At 59.8% G+C, this 16938-nt stretch carries 14 protein-coding genes and 3 tRNA genes; 9 read left to right on the top strand and 8 right to left on the bottom strand.

The genetic code is table 11. The features are described 5' to 3' along the window. Positions 1-118: 118 nt before the first annotated feature. The 3 genes from Q0J75_RS08260 to alr form a co-directional block, all read right to left on the bottom strand. Positions 119-667, bottom strand: a complete 549-nt coding sequence (locus Q0J75_RS08260; RefSeq protein WP_297199448.1) for a hypothetical protein — start codon at positions 665-667, stop codon at positions 119-121. Between the two features lie 55 nt (positions 668-722). Then, positions 723-1088: a type II toxin-antitoxin system PemK/MazF family toxin gene (locus Q0J75_RS08255; protein WP_087188294.1), complete on the bottom strand. Its 366-nt coding sequence runs from the start codon at positions 1086-1088 to the stop codon at positions 723-725. Positions 1089-1288: 200 nt separating this feature from the next. Further along, on the bottom strand, positions 1289-2416 hold the full coding sequence (gene alr, locus Q0J75_RS08250) for an alanine racemase (RefSeq protein ID WP_297199444.1): 1128 nt from the start codon (positions 2414-2416) through the stop codon (positions 1289-1291). A gap of 241 nt (positions 2417-2657) precedes the next feature. Between alr and Q0J75_RS08245 the strand changes: the two genes are divergently transcribed. Then, entirely contained in the window at positions 2658-2996 is a 339-nt protein-coding gene (locus Q0J75_RS08245; protein WP_297199441.1) for a hypothetical protein, read from the top strand. Positions 2997-3058: 62 nt separating this feature from the next. Here Q0J75_RS08245 and Q0J75_RS08240 read toward each other — a convergent pair whose 3' ends face one another. Continuing rightward, positions 3059-3670: a hypothetical protein gene (locus Q0J75_RS08240; protein ID WP_297199438.1), complete on the bottom strand. Its 612-nt coding sequence runs from the start codon at positions 3668-3670 to the stop codon at positions 3059-3061. A gap of 13 nt (positions 3671-3683) precedes the next feature. After that, positions 3684-5213 (bottom strand): NAD(P)H-hydrate dehydratase, encoded by a 1530-nt coding sequence (locus tag Q0J75_RS08235; RefSeq protein ID WP_297199435.1) that lies wholly within the window; start codon positions 5211-5213, stop codon positions 3684-3686. Between the two features lie 396 nt (positions 5214-5609). Between Q0J75_RS08235 and pheS the strand changes: the two genes are divergently transcribed. The 4 genes from pheS to Q0J75_RS08215 all read left to right on the top strand — a co-directional run bounded on the left by pheS (position 5610) and on the right by Q0J75_RS08215 (position 10457). Further along, on the top strand, positions 5610-6635 hold the full coding sequence (gene pheS, locus Q0J75_RS08230; protein ID WP_297199431.1) for a phenylalanine--tRNA ligase subunit alpha: 1026 nt from the start codon (positions 5610-5612) through the stop codon (positions 6633-6635). 18 nt (positions 6636-6653) lie between these two features. Continuing rightward, complete coding sequence (pheT, locus tag Q0J75_RS08225) at positions 6654-9344, top strand: phenylalanine--tRNA ligase subunit beta (RefSeq protein ID WP_297199428.1); 2691 nt, start codon at positions 6654-6656, stop codon at positions 9342-9344. Positions 9345-9491: 147 nt separating this feature from the next. Further along, positions 9492-9884: a DUF5655 domain-containing protein gene (locus Q0J75_RS08220; protein ID WP_297199425.1), complete on the top strand. Its 393-nt coding sequence runs from the start codon at positions 9492-9494 to the stop codon at positions 9882-9884. A gap of 141 nt (positions 9885-10025) precedes the next feature. Beyond that, positions 10026-10457 (top strand): MarR family winged helix-turn-helix transcriptional regulator, encoded by a 432-nt coding sequence (locus Q0J75_RS08215; RefSeq protein ID WP_297199423.1) that lies wholly within the window; start codon positions 10026-10028, stop codon positions 10455-10457. A 160-nt stretch (positions 10458-10617) separates the two neighbouring features. Here the strand turns inward: Q0J75_RS08215 and Q0J75_RS08210 are convergent. Further along, positions 10618-10709: transfer RNA gene (locus Q0J75_RS08210), tRNA-Ser, on the bottom strand. Between the two features lie 430 nt (positions 10710-11139). Here Q0J75_RS08210 and Q0J75_RS08205 point away from each other — a divergent pair. From Q0J75_RS08205 to trmB, 4 genes are all read left to right on the top strand, one after another. Next, a complete protein-coding gene (locus Q0J75_RS08205) occupies positions 11140-11955 on the top strand; it encodes a cell wall hydrolase (RefSeq protein WP_297199420.1) in 816 nt (271 codons plus the stop codon). A gap of 147 nt (positions 11956-12102) precedes the next feature. Then, positions 12103-12190, top strand: a tRNA-Ser gene (locus Q0J75_RS08200). Positions 12191-12221: 31 nt separating this feature from the next. After that, positions 12222-12312, top strand: a tRNA-Ser gene (locus Q0J75_RS08195). Positions 12313-12405: 93 nt separating this feature from the next. Then, positions 12406-13074 (top strand): tRNA (guanosine(46)-N7)-methyltransferase TrmB, encoded by a 669-nt coding sequence (gene trmB / locus Q0J75_RS08190; protein WP_297199417.1) that lies wholly within the window; start codon positions 12406-12408, stop codon positions 13072-13074. A 51-nt stretch (positions 13075-13125) separates the two neighbouring features. Here trmB and Q0J75_RS08185 read toward each other — a convergent pair whose 3' ends face one another. Both Q0J75_RS08185 and Q0J75_RS08180 read right to left on the bottom strand, forming a co-directional pair. Beyond that, positions 13126-14952, bottom strand: coding sequence for an ABC transporter ATP-binding protein (locus tag Q0J75_RS08185; protein ID WP_297199496.1), 1827 nt, complete (start codon positions 14950-14952; stop codon positions 13126-13128). A gap of 67 nt (positions 14953-15019) precedes the next feature. Beyond that, the gene (locus Q0J75_RS08180; protein ID WP_297199414.1) at positions 15020-16759 is read right to left on the bottom strand and encodes an ABC transporter ATP-binding protein; all 1740 of its coding nucleotides are present in this window, start codon (positions 16757-16759) and stop codon (positions 15020-15022) included. Positions 16760-16938 lie beyond the last annotated feature (179 nt).

The following is a 16938-nucleotide window of genomic DNA, read 5'->3' as shown; positions in this document are numbered from 1 at the left end:
CGGGGCGGTCCGGTACTCTCTATCCTGTAACGAAAAAGGCCGTACGGCAGGAGCGGCTTGTGCGCTCCAACCCGTACGGCCAAAGGCTGCGAGAGTGGGGGAGCTGTCCCCTTCCCGCTTACCGAATGGTATAGCTGCCCCGCACCATAATAGTCACATTGGTGACGGCCTTGACCCCCCGCCCGTCAACGGTAGCCAGATACAGGTGGTTGGTGGTCAGATTGGAACCGCCCCCCAGGGCGGAGCCGTCGGTGGTGTCGATGAGTCCGGGGGTGGTGTCGGAGACGCAGGACGCCGTCCCGGATCGGAGGAGAAACTCACAGGCCGCGGTGCCTACCACCGTCTGTCCCGCCTTCAGGTCCACAATCTGGAACACCCCTCCGGCGGAGGTCTGGCCGCCGGATGTGCCGCTCAGCTTGCTCTCCACTTCCTTTACATAGTTGTCTACAACGGCGGCCAGCTTCTGCTCCAGGACGGTCTGCTTGTCCAACACCGTCTTGTCCACTTGGTTTAAAATGGAAGGCATAGCCTGCTGCTCCAGATAGCTGATGGTGACCAGGGGATCGGACTGGGTGCCCTGCTGGCCAGCGGCCACCGCCACCCCTGCCAGCGCCAGGGTCACCAGGCCGCCGGAAATCAGTCGGACCGGCCACTTTTTCTGTTTCATTATGTACCTCCTGTCTGACGGGGAGCCGCCCGCCGGGGCGGCTCCCCCAGTGTGTTCATACCATGGTGCCCGTGTGCAGGCCAAAGCTGACCGCGATGGCGTTGTCCACCCGCTGCATCTGCGCTTCGTCCAACCGTCCCATGTGCTCTCTCAGCCGCCTTTTGTCCAGCGTCCGGATCTGTTCCAGCAGCACCACCGACTCCTTGGGGAGGCCGTAGGTGTTGGCTGAGAGCTCGATGTGGGTGGGCAGACGGGCCTTGCCGGTCTGGGATGTGATGGCAGCGGCAATAACCGTAGGGCTGTGCCGGTTGCCGGTGTCATTCTGTACGATGAGTACCGGCCGCACACCCCCCTGCTCACTGCCCACCACGGGGCTCAGATCGGCATAGAAAATGTCTCCGCGTTTTACGCTGTTATCCACAAAAGCTCACACTCCGCCGGAAAATAGTCACCAGCGTCACACGGCCCCAGGCCTATGTAACGTGGTCACTATGATTTTCCCACGGGGCGGCGGGAATTATACCCGCTCCACGAAATTTCGCGGGGTGGTTGGCCCTCCCGCCGCCGGGCCTGCCCTTTCTCCCCCGGCCCATTGTATGCTCAGGCCGGACAGCCGGTGCCTCACTCCAGATAAGCCCGATGGACCCGGGGAGACACGGCGCACAGCAGCTCATACTGGACGGTACCCGCCAGAGCGGCCAGATCCTCAATGGGCAGGTGCTTGCCGAATACCTCCACCTCGTCCCCCGGCGCCACTTCCAGACCGGTAACGTCCGCCATACACATATCCATGCAGATCCGGCCCACAATAGGGGCCTTTTGGCCGTGGATAAGCACCTCCAGCCTGTCGGAGCACAGCCGGGGCAGTCCGTCGGCATAGCCGATGGTGAGAGCGGCCAGCTTGGTCTCCCGGTCCAGCACATGGGTGCAGCCGTAGCTCACCGGGGTCCCGGCGGGCACCGTCTTTACTGAGGCCACCCGGGTTTTGAGGGTCATCACCGGCCGCAGGCCGGGGCCGTCCAGTCCCTCACAGGAGGGATCTGGATAATGACCGTACAGGGCGATGCCGGGCCGCACCATGTCCAGATAGGTACAGGGGAAATTGAGCACCGCCGCACTGGCGGCACAATGGCGGATGGAAAAGGTGATCCCCCGGCCCTTCAAGGCCTCCAGCAGGTCCAGAAAGCGGGTAAACTGGAGCATGGTATAGTCCTCATCCCCGTCGGCGTTGGCAAAGTGGGTATAGATCCCCTCCGCCTCCAGCCCGGGCAGGGTGCATACCTGGGCGATGGACTCCACCGCCGGCTCCAACGCTTCACCGCCGCACAGCCAGCCCAGCCGGGACATGCCGGTATCCGCCTTGATGTGGATTTTCAGGGTCTTTCCCGCGGCTACCGCCGCCTGGGACAGGGCCTTGGCCATCTCCACATCATACACCGTCTGGGTCAGGACCTGTTCCAGCAGGTCCTCCGCCCGCTCAGTTGGGGTATAGCCCAAAATCAGAATGGGGGTGGTAATCCCCGCCTGGCGCAGCTCGGACGCCTCGTCCAGACAGGCCACCGCCAGATATTCCGCCCCCAGCCGTTCCAGCCGCCGGGCTACCGGCACCGCTCCATGTCCATAGGCGTCTGCCTTGACCACGCCCAAAAACCGGCAGCCCTGGGGCAGCATGGCCCGCAGCGCCCGGTAATTATGTTCCAGATCGGACAGATCAATCTCTGTCCAGGTCCTTGTCTGCGTCTGTTTCATCTGTCATCCTCTTAACCCATAAGATACGCGGTACCCGTATCCGTGTACCAGTCCGGTCCTTCCGCCGCAGAGCGTCAGACCAGTTGGTTTCATTATACTACGCCGCCGCCCCGGTCACAACCCCGAACTTTCCCTGCCTTGATACCCCTATATTTTTTGCAATGTTCATAGAATTCTCAAGACATTCTCCTTCGTTTGGGATATACTATACCCATCAGACAACTGGAAGGAGGTTTTTTCCATGGTAGATGAACTGGGTAAGGTGTTGGCCGATGTGGGTCTGGCCAGCGTGGGTCTGGTGGCTCTGGCCGCCGAACAGGTAGGCAAAGCCGGGAAGATTTTGGTGGAAAAGGGCGCCGTGGCGCTGGAAGAGGGCCGCAAACACGGCGCGGAGCTTCAGCGCAAATATCAGGAGGATGCCAAGCGCCGCCGGGAGGAGCAGTTCAACCAGCGGATCAATGAGATGACCGCCCAGCAGCGGGAAGAGCTGCGCCGCCGTCTGGCAGAACTGGACGATCTGGAGCGGGAGGCCGCCCAGGCCGACGACATCGACGACGAAGACGACACTGTTTCTTTTTAATGGATTTGTACTGAAAGACTGGGGCCTGCCGCAATGGATGTTGCGGCAGGCCCTTCTTTCTTTTATTCTGTTCCCGCTCCTGTGAGCTGGAAGGCGGAAAAAACGCACTGGATCACGGTATATCCATCCTGGGACAGCTCCCCCCGCAGCAGAGCATGGCTGTCCGGGTCAAACCAGAGGGAGCACTCCTGCCCCGTTCCCGCCTGTTGTTCCGGGTCCCGGCAGATCACCCGCAGGACCTGGCCTCCGTCGGTTTCCTCCATGGTACACTCAGCAATAAAGCCCTCGGTGGCATAATGCATCAGGGTTGGGACCGCGTCCATGGGGCTCATACCGTTTTCATCCAGCGGTCCGGTTTCCACCCGCATCCCGTCATACTCCAGGCTTCCGCTGCCGTTTTCCAGCCGGGCGGTGACCCCGGCCACAGCCTCCGGACTGGTAAGGGTGAGCACGCTCTCCCCCGCCCGCCGGTAGGTCAGATCCACCCCGTACTCGTAGACCCGCTGGCCGTAGTCGGCGGTGATGGTCAGCGTCCCCGTACATCCCTCCATAGCCAGGTACTCTCCCCGGATATCCAGGGCCAGCTGCTCCGCTCCGGTGGCTCCGCCGCCGCAGGCGGACAGGACCAGACAGAGTGTTATCATCAGTACCCACAGACCGGTCCGGCGACCCACGGCACCTCCCCCTTTATTCCACGGATTGCTTGAGCACGCGGGGCAGCGCCGCCACCACGTCGGTGGGGGTCATGCCGTACTCCCCGATCTCCCCGGCACACAGATCTCCGGCGGCGCCGTGGAGCCACACGGCGAAAGGCACCGCCTGCCTAGCGGGCAAACCCTGACCCAGCAGGGACAGGATCACGCCCGCCAGCACGTCGCCGCTGCCCCCCTTGGCCATGCCCGGATTGCCGGTGGTGTTGATATAGGCAGTACCATCGGGGAAAGCGGTGATGGTCCGGTGGCCCTTGAGCACCAGACAACAGCTGTGCTCTACCGCAAAGCGCCGGGCGGCCCCCAGCCGGTCTCCGTCGGACAGATCTCCCCCCAGCCGGGCAAATTCCCCGTCGTGGGGGGTGAGCACCGTGTGCAGGCCCTGCCGCGCGTCCAGAATATCTATATGCCCCTCCAACGCGTTTATGCCGTCGGCATCCAGCACCACCGGGATATGAATCTCCCGCAGCAGGTGGCGCACCACGGCGATGACGCCGTTGCCCCGGCCCAGCCCCGGTCCAATGAGGCAAACGCCGCACCCGGCCAGCTTGGTATGGATGGCCTCCCCTGCCTCCAGGGAGAGCTGTCCCTCTTTCCCCGCCGGGAGAGGGTAGGGCATGGCCTCGTCCAGCTTGGATGCGGCGATGGGCCACACTGGGGAGGGTACCCCCACCGACACCAGCCCCGCGCCGGTACGTACTGCCGCCTGGGCCGCCAGCACCGGCGCACCGGTATAGCCCACGCTGCCCCCTAAAATGGCACAGCGCCCGAAATCCCCTTTATGGGCATCCAGAGGGCGGCGGGGCAGCTTCACATCCCCAGCCTCTACACTGCATACCGGGCAGTCCAGGCCCTCCACCAGGTCCTTGGGGATACCGATGTCCACCACCGTCAGCTCTCCGGTACACAGCCCGCCCTTACCAACATAGTGTCCTGCCTTGGGCAGGGTAAAGGTCACCGTCCGGGCGGCATGTACCGCAGTTCCCAGCACCCGGCCGGTATCGGCCTCCACCCCGCTGGAGATGTCGGCGGACACCACCGGGATGTCGCAGGTATTCATCATCTGGATGGCGGTAAGGGCGTCCCCCCGCACGTCGCTGTTCAGGCCGATCCCGAAAATGGCGTCCACCATGGCGTTGGCCCTCAGACACCAGGCTGCAAAGGCAGGGTCATCAGGCTGGAAGGGCTCCAGCTTGCCCCCCGCCGCCGCCAGTTTGACCTCCATGGCCCGGGTGTCGCCGGTCATCTTCTCATGGCTGCCCACCAGCACACACCGCACCTCAAAGCCTGCCTCCAGCAGCAGCCGGGCGCAGGCCACTCCGTCACCGCCATTGTTGCCGGGACCGCAGAAGCATACCACCCGGCCGGCGCAGTCCCCCACCAGGGTCATGACCTCCTCGGCCACTGCCGCCGCCGCCCGCTCCATCAGGTCTGTGGAGGAAATCCCCCGCTCCTGAATGGCGATCCGGTCGGTCTCCCGCATCTGCTGTGCTGTGGCGATCCGCATATTCATCCACGCTCCTGTCTCTGGTATTGCTCGTTTTTATGGTTCCATCAGGCAGTCCCCATTATATGCCGCCGCAGCTCCTGCGTCAATTTTGTTCTTGCTCTTTTTTCAAATCTGTGCTATAAATAGGCTTACATGCGAAGAAGGGAAAAAGAGCGGTTTCCCGCCCCGGCAGAGAGCATCCGTCACCGGCTGAAAGCGGATGCGGGATCGGCCCGCTCGGTTCGTCCTGGAGCGGCCCTGGAGACAGGGACGGACTCGCCCCACGTTACCGGGGCCAGAGTGCCCGCTGTGCGCGGGAAATGCGGGTGGTACCGCGGAAGGTTTGCCTTTCGTCCCAATTGTTTGGGATGGAGGGCTTTTTTCATTGTTATTACTGCAAAAGGAGCTGCGAATATGAAGGAAACACTGGAGACCATACGCCAGGAGGCCCTGGCCGCCTTTGACGGCGCCGGCACCGCCCAGGACCTGGACGCCCTGCGGGTCAAGTACCTGGGCAAAAAGGGCGAACTGACCGCCGTACTCAAGATGATGGGCAAGCTGTCCGCCGAGGAGCGTCCCGCCATGGGCCAGCTGGCCAACGAGGTACGGGCCGCTCTGGAGGGGGCCCTGGAAGCCAAGGGCAAAGAGCTGGAGGCCAAAGCCCTGGAAGAGCGGCTGAAGGCGGAAGCCCTGGATATTACCGTCCCCGGCAAGTCTGTCAAGCTGGGCCACCGGCACCCCATGTATATCGCCCTGGACGAGATCAAGGACATCTTCATCGGCATGGGCTTCACCGTGCTGGACGGTCCCGAGGTGGAGCTGGCTGAGCTGAACTTTGACCGCCTCAACGCCGAGGAAGGCCACCCCTCCCGGGACTGGTCGGACACCTTTTACTTTGACGAGGACAGCCGGGTAATGCTCCGCTCCCAGACCTCCCCCATGCAGGTCCGGGCCATGGACACCATGGAACTACCCATCCGCATCATCGCCCCCGGCCGGGTATACCGCAAGGACGAGGTGGACGCCACCCACTCCCCCATGTTCCATCAGGTAGAGGGCATGGTCATCGACAAGGGGGTCACCATGGCCGATTTGAAGGGCACCCTGAATACCGTGGTGGAGAAGCTCTACGGCGCGGGCACCAAGACCCGGTTCCGTCCCCACCACTTCCCCTTCACCGAACCCTCCTGTGAGATGGACGTACAGTGTCACAAGTGCGGCGGCGTGGGCTGCCCCACCTGTAAGGGTGAGGGCTGGATCGAGCTGCTGGGCGCCGGTATGATCCACCCCCGGGTGCTGGAGATGAGCGGCATCGACCCCAATGTGTATTCCGGCTGGGCCTTCGGCATCGGCCTGGAGCGCACCGCCATGCGCCGGTTCAAGATCGCCGATTTGCGGCTCATCTTTGAAAATGATGTACGGTTCCTGGAGCAATTCTGAGAAAGGAGTGTAGAAACAATGAATCTGAGCAGAAAATGGCTGAATGAATTTGTCACTGTGACTGCCTCCGACAAGGAATTTGCTGAGGCTATGACCCTGTCCGGCTCCAAGGTGGAGCTGACCCACGACCTGGGGGAGGAAATCTCCAATGTAGTGGTGGGCCGTCTGCTGTCCATGGAGCGCCATCCCGACTCTGACCACATGTGGATCTGCCAGGTGGAGGTGGGCAAGGAAGAGCCCATCCAAATCGTCACCGGCGCCTGGAACATCCACCCCGGCGACCTGATGCCGGTGGCCCTCCACAAGTCCACCCTGCCCGGCGGCGTAAAGATCCAGAAGGGCAAGCTGCGGGGCGTCGTGTCCAACGGCATGTTCTGCGGCCTCTCCGAGCTGGGCCTGGACACCCGTGATTTCCCCTACGCCGTCATCACCCCCGCCGCCATTCTGGGGGACTATCATCCCCTGGACAAGGACAAGCCCTCCATCCCCGCCGACATTGCCCCCGGTCACAAGATCTACGGCCCCGTGGTGGCCGCCAAGGTGACCGCTGTCACCACCACAGGCTACTCCACCTATGACGTGGCTCTGGACACCGGAGAGGGCGCCTGTACCGTCTCCACCGGCTGCCCCAACCTCCACGAGGGGGATCTGGTGGCCTACAACACCAAGAGCGGCACCATCTGCACCCTGACCGACCTCCACGCCCAGCAGGCTGAGTTCCCCCACTGTATTGAGGATGGCATTTTTGTGCTCAACGAGGACTGCAAGCCCGGCGACGATATCAAGCCCATCATCGGTCTGGACGACCATGTGGTGGAGTTTGAAATCACCCCCAACCGCCCCGACTGCCTGTCCGTCATCGGTCTGGCCCGGGAGGCTGCTGCTACCTTCGACCAGCCCCTGAAGCTCCATGAGCCCGTGGTCAAGGGAGGCGGAAACGGCAGCCTCATGGAGCTGCTGGACGTGGAGACCGCCGCCGCCGACCTGTGCCCCCGGTACACCGCCCGCATGGTGCGCAACGTGAAGATCGCCCCCTCCCCCAAGTGGATGCGGGAGCGGCTGCGGGCCATGGGCGTGCGCCCCATCAACAATATCGTGGACATCACCAACTATGTAATGCTGGAGTACGGCCAGCCCATGCACGCCTTTGACTATCGCTATGTGAAGGGCGGCAAGATCATCGTCCGCCGGGCGGAAGAGGGCGAGGAGCTGACCACCCTGGACGGCAACGTCCGCAAGCTCAACGCCAACCATCTGGTCATTGCCGACGAGCACCGGGCCGTGGGCCTGGCGGGCATCATGGGCGGCGAGAACAGCGAGATCGTGGACGACACCGTGGACGTGGTCTTCGAGTCGGCCTGCTTCGACGGCACCTGCATCCGCAAGGGCGCTTTGGCTCTGGGTATGCGCACCGAGGCCTCCGCCAAGTTTGAAAAGGGCCTGGACCCTCTGAACACCCTGCCCGCCGTCAACCGGGCCTGTGAGCTGGTGGAGCTGCTGGGAGCCGGCGAGGTGTTGGACGGCACCATCGACATTCTGAACTATGTGCCCCAGCCCCGTGTCCTTAAGCTGGAGCCTGAGAAGATCAACGGCCTGCTGGGTACCGACATTCCCGAGGCCGAGATGGTTTCTATCCTGAAGAAGCTGGACTTCCAGATGGATGGCGACCAGGTCACCGTCCCCTCTTGGCGGGGCGACGTCATTGGTATGGCCGATCTGGCCGAAGAGGTGGCCCGGTTCCATGGCTACAACAACATCCCCACCACTCTGATGCGGGGCCAGACCACCCTGGGCGGGTTCTCTCAGGAGGAGCTGCTGGAGCGCCAGCTGGGCTCTCTGTGCCGTTCCATGGGTTACGACGAGATCATCACCTACTCCTTTATCTCCCCCACTTGCTACGACAAAATCCGCTGGCCGGAAAACGATCCCCGGCGGGAGAGCTTCAAGATCCTCAACCCTCTGGGCGAGGACACCTCCATCATGCGCACCACGGTGCTCCCCTCCATGCTGGAGACTTTGACCCGGAACTACAACTACCGTAACCAGGATGTGCGCCTTTACGAGGTGGCCCGGGTCTACCTGCCCGGCGGCAACGACGGCCTGGCGGTAGAAAACAAGGTGCTGTCCATGGGCGTCTACGGCGAGGATATGGATTTCTACGCTCTGAAGGGAGCTGTGGAGGCTATTCTGAAGGATCTGCGGGTGGAGGATGTCCACTTTGAGGTGCCCTGTGTATCCAACCCCTCCTACCACCCTGGCCGGGTGGCCGACGTGTACGCTGGGGACCGCCGTCTGGGCGTACTGGGTCAGATCCATCCCCTGGTGGCTCAGAATTACGGTGTGGATGCCGCCTTCTACTGCGCGGAGCTGGAGCTGGTCCAGCTCATGTGCGCCAAGGGCCCCGACCCCGAGTATGTTCCCCTGCCCAAGTTCCCCGCCGTCACCCGGGATATTGCCGTGGTGTGCGACGAGGCGGTCACCGTGGGTGCTCTGGAAGACTGCATCCGTAAGGGGGCCAAGGGCCTGCTGAAGGACTGCAAACTCTTCGATATCTACCGCGGCAAGGGCGTGGACGAGGGCAAGAAGAGCGTGGCCTTCAACCTGGTGCTCCGGGCCGACGACCGCTCCCTCACCAGCGAGGAGGCCGATGAGGATGTAAAGAGCATTCTGGCCGCTCTGGAGAAAGAGCTGGGAGCCGTCCTGCGCTAATCTTTGACTTGTCAAAGGGGCGCGCTGCAGAATAAAAATCTGCAGCGCGCCCCTTTTTCGCAGTTGGAAAACGGCATCCGGCATGGTATGATGGGACGGAACACAGGCCGGGACGGGCCCGGTTTTGCCTGTCAGGAGGAAACCGCCATGAACATACCAGACTATTATGAAACGGATATTTTATCCTATTTTGGAGACCACACCAAAGAATTGGCACTGTATCAGGCCATGTTTGACCGGATGTCAGCGGTGGTGCCAGACGCCTCCGTCAAAGTGCAGAAAAGCCAAATCAGCTTTTATGGCCGCCACCTGTTTGCCGCCCTCTCCCTGCCGGTCCGCCGCAAAAAAGACTGGCCCCAGCATTGCCTCCTTGTTACCTTTGGTTTGGCTCACCGGGTAGACCATCCTCGGATCGCGATGGCTGTGGAGCCCTACCCCAACCGCTGGACCCATCATGTGGTGCTTTCCTCCATGGAGGAGATGGATCTGCAGCTGTTAACATGGATCAAAGAGGCCTATGATTTTTCTCAGTACAAATAACATGGCCGCAACGCACCCTTAAACTTGGGGCAGGATGGGAAACAGGCTTTGGGTAAGCGGCTGTTGACAGCTCATTCGCCGGGTGCTAAACTGTTTGTATCCAAATTATTTTGGAACCTGTGTATATAAGAGGTGTATCTCATGGACTACAGTTTCCATTATCTGCTTATGGCGGCTCAGGCTCTGTTTCAGCGCAGCGTCATGGCGGAATTGAACGGCTCCGGGCTGACCGCCGGTCAGCCTAAGGTGCTGGACTACCTGGGCCTCCACGACGGCAGCGTTCAGAAGAGCATTGCGGCAGGCTGTCAGATCGATCCGGCCACCCTGACCGGCCTGCTCAACCGCATGGAAGAAAAGGGCCTGATCCGCCGCTGCAATGAGCAAGGGGACCGGCGCTCCCTACACGTCTATCTGACGGATCAGGGACGGGAAAAGCAGCGGGAGGTCCGGCAGACTTTGGAGCGCCAGACCCAGACGGTACTGGCCAAGCTGGATGAGACGCAGCGGGCGCAACTGCTGGATAGCCTGTTTCAAATTTGCTCCAGCATGGCGGATATGGAGGGCCTTCAATAGAGAGACAAACCGCTTTTCTTTATATATATAATGTAAGAAGTGGACCGTAAACTGCCGCGGCCCACTTCTTTTATTTTAGCAGCAAAAAACAGTCTATACAGCGCCCGTCCACCACCGTAAAATAAAAAAAGAAAGACACGCTTTACAGCGTGTCTTTCTTTGGCGGAGAGAGAGGGATTCGAACCCTCGAGACGCTATTAACGCCTACACGATTTCCAATCGTGCGCCTTCGACCAACTCAGCCATCTCTCCATGGTGAGTGCTCTACCGGCTGCTCGTTTGGAACAAGCAACGGATTACATTATAGCAGATTTTTTTCAGTCGTCAAGAGGTAAAGCGAAAAAAGTCTAAAAATTTTTCCGGTCTTTCTCTGACCGGAAAGACCTCTCCCCTTTTGAAACAGACTAGGCCATTATTTTACCGGCCAAAACACCCTATTTCGAACAGACAGAGGACAGGTCTAAGGCTGTTTCTTTTTGTTATTGTTTGTATCCATTTTCAGCAGTAATCTATGGCAAAATGTTGCCCTGCAAAAATTTTTTTCTGCTGAACCCCTTGCGGCGCAACGGGTTCAGAAAGAGATACAAAATTTCCTATTGACTTTTCACGCCAGAAGTGGTTACAATACGGTTACAAACCAGTGACCAACAAGTAACAGTTTGTAACAGGAGGAATCCTAGTAATGAAGAAACGAGCCCTTTGCGCGCTCGCGGGTCTGGCCCTTTGTGTGTCTCTGACCGGCCCTGCGTACGCTGCTGAGAGCGGCGTCAGCTTTGAAGTAAACGGTACGCCCCTTGTCCAGGAATTTACCAGCAAGGTAGAGAACGATACGACGTACGTTTCCTATTGGCCCATTGTGCAGGCCCTCTATCCCGACGCCACCGCCGTGTGGGCCAATGGCCAGGCGGAAGTGACCGCCTCCGGCCTGAAGCTGGAACTCAAGCCCGGCGCCAAGTATATTGTGGCCAACGGCCGCTGCTTGTATGTGCCCACCGGCGTAAAGCTGGAAGACGGCTGTGTGATGGTTCCAGTCCGCACCCTGTGCACGGCCCTGGGCGCTCAGGTAGTCTGGAACGGAGAGGACGGCAGAATCGCCATCACCTCCGGCAGCGGCCCTATCACGTCCGGCGACAGCTTTTACAATCAGGAAGATCTGTACTGGCTCTCCCGGATCATCTATGCCGAAAGCGGCAATCAGTCCCTGGAGGGTAAGATCGCTGTGGGCAACGTGGTACTCAACCGCGTGGCCAGCACCCAGTTCCCCAACACGGTGTACGATGTAATCTTCCAGCGCAACCAGTTCACCCCCGCCTCCAATGGCCGTATTCAGAAGACGCCTACTGCGGAGTGTGTGATCGCCGCCAAGCTGGCGCTGGAGGGCGCCAATACTGCGGGCAATGCCCTGTATTTTATCAACCCCTCCATCTCTTCCAGCAGCTGGTTCAGCCGGAACTGCACCTATGTGGCCACCATCGGCGCCCACGCGTTTTTCGCCTGATCCCAATTCCCGCCGCACTTCTGTGTGGCGGGAATTTTACTGTCTGCCCCGAATTCAAAAGGTCCATTTTAAAAAATTTAAAAAAACGATTGACAAGGCCGTTTCGCTATAGTATAATTCTTTTTGCATTTGACCTGGACAGGGCGTGGAGAGATGTCCGAGTGGTTGAAGGAACCGGTCTTGAAAACCGGCGATGTGGAAGCATCCGTGGGTTCGAATCCCACTCTCTCCGCCACATTTTTCAATAGGATTGTTTGATTCGGCATGCAGAAGTACCCAAGTGGCCGAAGGGGCTCCCCTGCTAAGGGAGTAGGGCGGGAAACCGTCGCGAGGGTTCAAATCCCTCCTTCTGCGCCAAAACCCTGCACTCTTCGTGATTGCAGGGTTTTTTCCTGCCTTTCTTGCCTGCCCCACAGGCACACACCATATTTTTCAGGGGGACGACCACAGATGCGAATGAGAAAAAAGCCCAACCTGGCGCCGCGGATGGAGCGCTGCGCCCGGGTCCTGATCTCCGACCCTCTTGCCCTCCGGGGCCGGTGGCAGAGCCTGATGCCCCAGGCGGAGGCCGTCTTCCTGGAACTGGGGTGCGGCAAGGGGCGCTTTACCGCCGAGACCGCTGCCCAGAATCCCCAGGCCCTCTATCTTGCGGTGGAGCGGGTGCCTGACGCCATGGTCATCGCCATGGAGCGGGTATGCGCCATGGAGCTGCATAACGTCTTTTTCATCGATGGAGACGCCGCCAACCTGACCGACCTCTTTGCCCCCAGCGAGATAGACCGCATCTATATCAATTTCTGCGATCCCTGGCCGGGCAACCGGCACGCCAAGCGCCGCCTCACCCACCCCGACTTTCTGCTGCGCTACCGGCAGGTACTCTCCCGAAAGGGGGAGATCCACTTTAAGACCGACAACCACGATCTTTTTGAGTGGTCCCTGTTCCAGTTTCCCAAGGCCGGGTTCCTGCTCTCTCAGGTCACCCGGGACCTCCACGCCAACGGTATCTGCGGCGTGATGACCGACTATGAGGAGAAATTCCACAGCCTGGGCACTCCCATCAATCGCTGTGTGGCCTCTGTGGGGCCGCTGTCCAATCCGCCTGCCCCCTCTTATCTTTAAAAAGCAAGGCTTCCCTAGCGGGAAGCCTTGCTTTTTCTGCTGTGAGACGGATCAGCCCGCCTCTTCGGCCAGATTTCCGGTGTAGAGCTGATAGTACCTGCCCTTCTTCTCAATGAGCTGGTCGTGGGTCCCCCGCTCGATGATACGGCCCTGCTCCATGACCATGATACAGTCAGCATTGCGGACTGTGGACAGCCGGTGGGCAATGACAAAGGTGGTCCGGCCGGTCATCAGGGCGTCCATACCGTCCTGCACCAGCTTTTCCGTCCGGGTATCGATGGAGGAGGTGGCCTCGTCCAGAATGAGCACCGGCGGGTCGGCCACCGCCGCCCGAGCAATGGCCAGCAGCTGCCGCTGGCCCTGGCTCAGGTTGGCCCCGTCTCCGGTGAGCATGGTGTTGTAGCCGTCGGGCAGGCGGCGGATAAAGCCGTCGGCATTGGCCAGGGTGGCAGCGGCGATACACTCCTCATCGCTGGCCTCCAGATTGCCGTAACGGATGTTGTCCATCACCGTACCGGTAAACAGATGGGTATCCTGAAGCACAATACCCAGGGAGCGGCGCAGATCCGCCTTTTTGATCTTGTTGATGTTGATGCCGTCATAGCGGATCTTGCCGTCGGCGATGTCATAAAAGCGATTGATCAGGTTGGTGATGGTGGTCTTTCCTGCACCTGTGGCCCCTACAAAGGCGATCTTCTGCCCCGGCTCGGCCCACAGGCTGATGTTGTGAAGCACCATCTTATCCGGTGTATAGCCAAAGTCCACATCGTCAAAAACCACGCTGCCCTCCAGCCTGGTATAGGTTACGGTGCCGTCAGCCTTGTGGGGATGCCGCCAGGCCCACACGTTGGTGCGTTCCTGCGCCTCACTTAGCTGGCCGCTGCCATCCTCCTTGGCGTTGACCAGCTCCACATAGCCCTTATCCTCCTCGGGCTGCTGGTCCATCAGGTCAAAGACCCGCTGGGCACCGGCGGCGGCGGTGACGACGAAATTCACCTGCTGGCTCACCTGAGTGATGGGTTGGGTAAAGCTCTTGTTCAGGCCCACAAAGGTGATAACGGTGCCCAGGGTCACCCCAGCCAGACTGTTGATAGCCAGCAGAGCCCCTACGATGGCCACAAAGGCATAGCTGAGCCAGCCGATGTTGGCGTTGATTGGCATCAGCAGATTGGCGTAGCGGTTGGCCTTATTGGCACTCTCCCGCAGGGCCTCATTCACCTTGTGGAAGTCCTCCATGGCCGCCTGTTCATGGCAGAAGACCTTGACCACCTTCTGTCCGTCCAGCATCTCCTCGATAAAGCCGTCTACAGCGCCCAGGTCCTGCTGCTGCCGGACATAATATTTCCCCGATAACTTGGAGAAACGGGAGGTAACCGCCAGCATTATCAGGGCTGTGACCACCGAAATCAGGGTGAGGAAGGGGTTGATCAGAAGCATGGTCACCAAAGTGGCGATCATGGTAATGCCCGAGTTGATGACCTGGGGAATGCTCTGGCTGATCAGTTGGCGCAGCGTATCCACGTCGTTGATGTATACCGACATGATATCGCCGTGGGCATGGGTGTCAAAATATTGGATGGGCAGGGACTCCATCCGGCGGAATAAATCGTCCCGCAGGTGCCGCATGGTGCCCTGGCTGATGTTGACCATGATGCGGTTATAGGCGAAAGCGGCCAGGATGCCAACCACCATAAAGCAGGCCAGTCTGGTGATATCCGCCGCCAGGCCGCTGAAGTCCCGGGAGCCGCTGTTGAGCATGGGGACGATGTAGTCGTCCACCAGCGTTTGCGGGAAGGTGGCCGCCACGACAGTGGCAACCGCGGAGAACAGGATACAGAAGATCACCAGGGCGAAGAGGGGGCCGTAGTACCGGAGCATATAGCGCAGCACCCGGCGGAGCACCCCGGTGGAGCCAGATTTTTGTTTCATAACAGAGACCTCCTTTTTACGCGGGCTGGTCGAAGTCGCCGCCGCCCTTGACCTGGGAGTCATAAATCTCCCGGTAAATGGCGTTGGTCTCCAACAGGTGTTCATGGGTATCAAAGCCACTGATCCGCCCCTCGTCCAACACCAGAATCCGGTCGGCGTGCTCCACACTGGAGACCCGCTGGGCAATGATGATCTTGGTGGTGCCGGGGATCTTTTCCGCAAAGGCCGCCCGGATCTTGGCGTCGGTGGTAGTATCCACGGCGGAGGTAGAGTCGTCCAAAATCAGCACCTTGGGCTTTTTCAGCAGGGCCCAGGCGATGCACAGCCGCTGCTTCTGGCCGCCGGACACGTTGGCGCCTCCCCGCTCGATGCGGGTCTGGTAGCCGTCTGGGAAACGGTCGATAAACTCGTCGGCGCAGGCGGCCTGACAGGCCTGGACGCACTCAGCCTCGGTAGCCTTCGGCTTGCCCCAGCGCAGATTATCCAGAATGGTGCCGGAAAACAGGGTGTTCTTTTGCAGCACTACCGACACCTGATTGCGCAGGGCCTCCATATCATACTTCCGCACGTCCAGACCGCCCACCTTGACGGCGCCCTCACTGACGTCGTACAGGCGGCAGATCAGATTCACCAGGCTGCTCTTGCCCGAACCAGTGCCGCCAATGACCCCGATGGTCTCGCCGGACTTGATGTGCAGGTCAATGTCGGACAGCGCGTTCTTTCCGCTGCCCTGCTTGTAAGAAAAGCTGACGTGGTCGAAGTCGATGGAGCCGTCAGCCACCTGGAGCACCGGCTGGTCGGGCTCCTTCAGGTCGGGGGTCTCGCTAAGTACCTCGCTGATACGGCGGATGCTGGCCATGGACATGGAGATCATGACCACCACCATGGATAGCATCATCAGACTCATCAGCAGGGACATGATGTAACTGAACAGGCTGGTCAGATCACCGGTGGTCATGCTGCCGCTCACGATAAACTGAGCGCCCAGCCAGGAAGCGGAGAGGATGCAGAAGTAGACCGCCAGCATCATAGCCGGGTTATTGAAGGCCAGCAGCCCCTCCGCCTTGACAAACAGCTTATACAGGTTGGCCGACGCTTTGGCAAACTTGCTGTTTTCATAGTTCTCCCGGACAAATGCCTTTACCACCCGGATGGCGGAGATGTTCTCCTGTACACTGGCGTTCAGGTCGTCATACTTCTGAAAGGCCCGATTAAAGATCTTCAGGGTGACTACCATGATGACGCCCAGCACCACCACCAGAAACACCACGGCGATGAGGAACATCAAGCTCATGGGCGGGCTGATGATGAGGCACATCACATAGCTGAAGATCAGCATCAGCGGGGTCCGCACCGCGATACGGATCACCATCATAAAGGCATTCTGTACATTGGTGATGTCGGTGGTCATACGGGTCACCAGACCGGGTACGCTGAACTTGTCGATATTGGAAAAGGAAAAGGTCTGGATGCGGGCGTAGATCGCCTCCCGCAGATTGGCCGACAGCCCGGAAGATGCGCTGGCAGCAAATTTTCCGGCCATCGCGCCAAACAGCAAGCTGCACAGCGCCATAACCACCATAACGGCGCCATAGCGGTATACCACGGAAAGATTGGCCGCCTCCAGGCCCTTATCAATGATGATAGCGGTGATGAAAGGCAGCAGGATCTCCATAAAGACCTCCAGCGCCGCCATGGCAATACACAGGAAGGTATCTTTGCGATACCTTCCCAGCTGTTGTAATACGTTTCTCATTTGGTTGAAGCCTCGTTTTGTATGCAAGTCTGGTACTGGGACAAATTTTGCAGCATACGCTTCTGCAAGTGATCCAGTGTGGACAGCTCCTGGCTGGAAAAGCGAGGCTGTCCCAAACTTTGTGTAAACCTCCTGTGTGGTGTAGAATAGAAGCACCACACAGGAGGTTTACCATATGG

This window comes from uncultured Flavonifractor sp. (assembly GCF_944385615.1).
GTDB lineage: Bacteria > Bacillota > Clostridia > Oscillospirales > Oscillospiraceae > Flavonifractor.
This window is presented reverse-complemented; position numbering and strand designations above follow the sequence as displayed.

Coding starts and splice junctions, on each gene's coding strand:
- Q0J75_RS08260 (WP_297199448.1), bottom strand. CDS start 667: ATGAAACAGAAAAAGTGGCCGGTCCGACTGATTTCCGGCGGCCTGGTG.
- alr (WP_297199444.1), bottom strand. CDS start 2,416: ATGAAACAGACGCAGACAAGGACCTGGACAGAGATTGATCTGTCCGAT.
- Q0J75_RS08245 (WP_297199441.1), top strand. CDS start 2,658: ATGGTAGATGAACTGGGTAAGGTGTTGGCCGATGTGGGTCTGGCCAGC.
- Q0J75_RS08235 (WP_297199435.1), bottom strand. CDS start 5,213: ATGCGGATCGCCACAGCACAGCAGATGCGGGAGACCGACCGGATCGCC.
- pheS (WP_297199431.1), top strand. CDS start 5,610: ATGAAGGAAACACTGGAGACCATACGCCAGGAGGCCCTGGCCGCCTTT.
- pheT (WP_297199428.1), top strand. CDS start 6,654: ATGAATCTGAGCAGAAAATGGCTGAATGAATTTGTCACTGTGACTGCC.
- Q0J75_RS08220 (WP_297199425.1), top strand. CDS start 9,492: ATGAACATACCAGACTATTATGAAACGGATATTTTATCCTATTTTGGA.
- Q0J75_RS08215 (WP_297199423.1), top strand. CDS start 10,026: ATGGACTACAGTTTCCATTATCTGCTTATGGCGGCTCAGGCTCTGTTT.
- Q0J75_RS08205 (WP_297199420.1), top strand. CDS start 11,140: ATGAAGAAACGAGCCCTTTGCGCGCTCGCGGGTCTGGCCCTTTGTGTG.
- trmB (WP_297199417.1), top strand. CDS start 12,406: ATGCGAATGAGAAAAAAGCCCAACCTGGCGCCGCGGATGGAGCGCTGC.
- Q0J75_RS08185 (WP_297199496.1), bottom strand. CDS start 14,952: ATGCTCCGGTACTACGGCCCCCTCTTCGCCCTGGTGATCTTCTGTATC.
- Q0J75_RS08180 (WP_297199414.1), bottom strand. CDS start 16,759: ATGAGAAACGTATTACAACAGCTGGGAAGGTATCGCAAAGATACCTTC.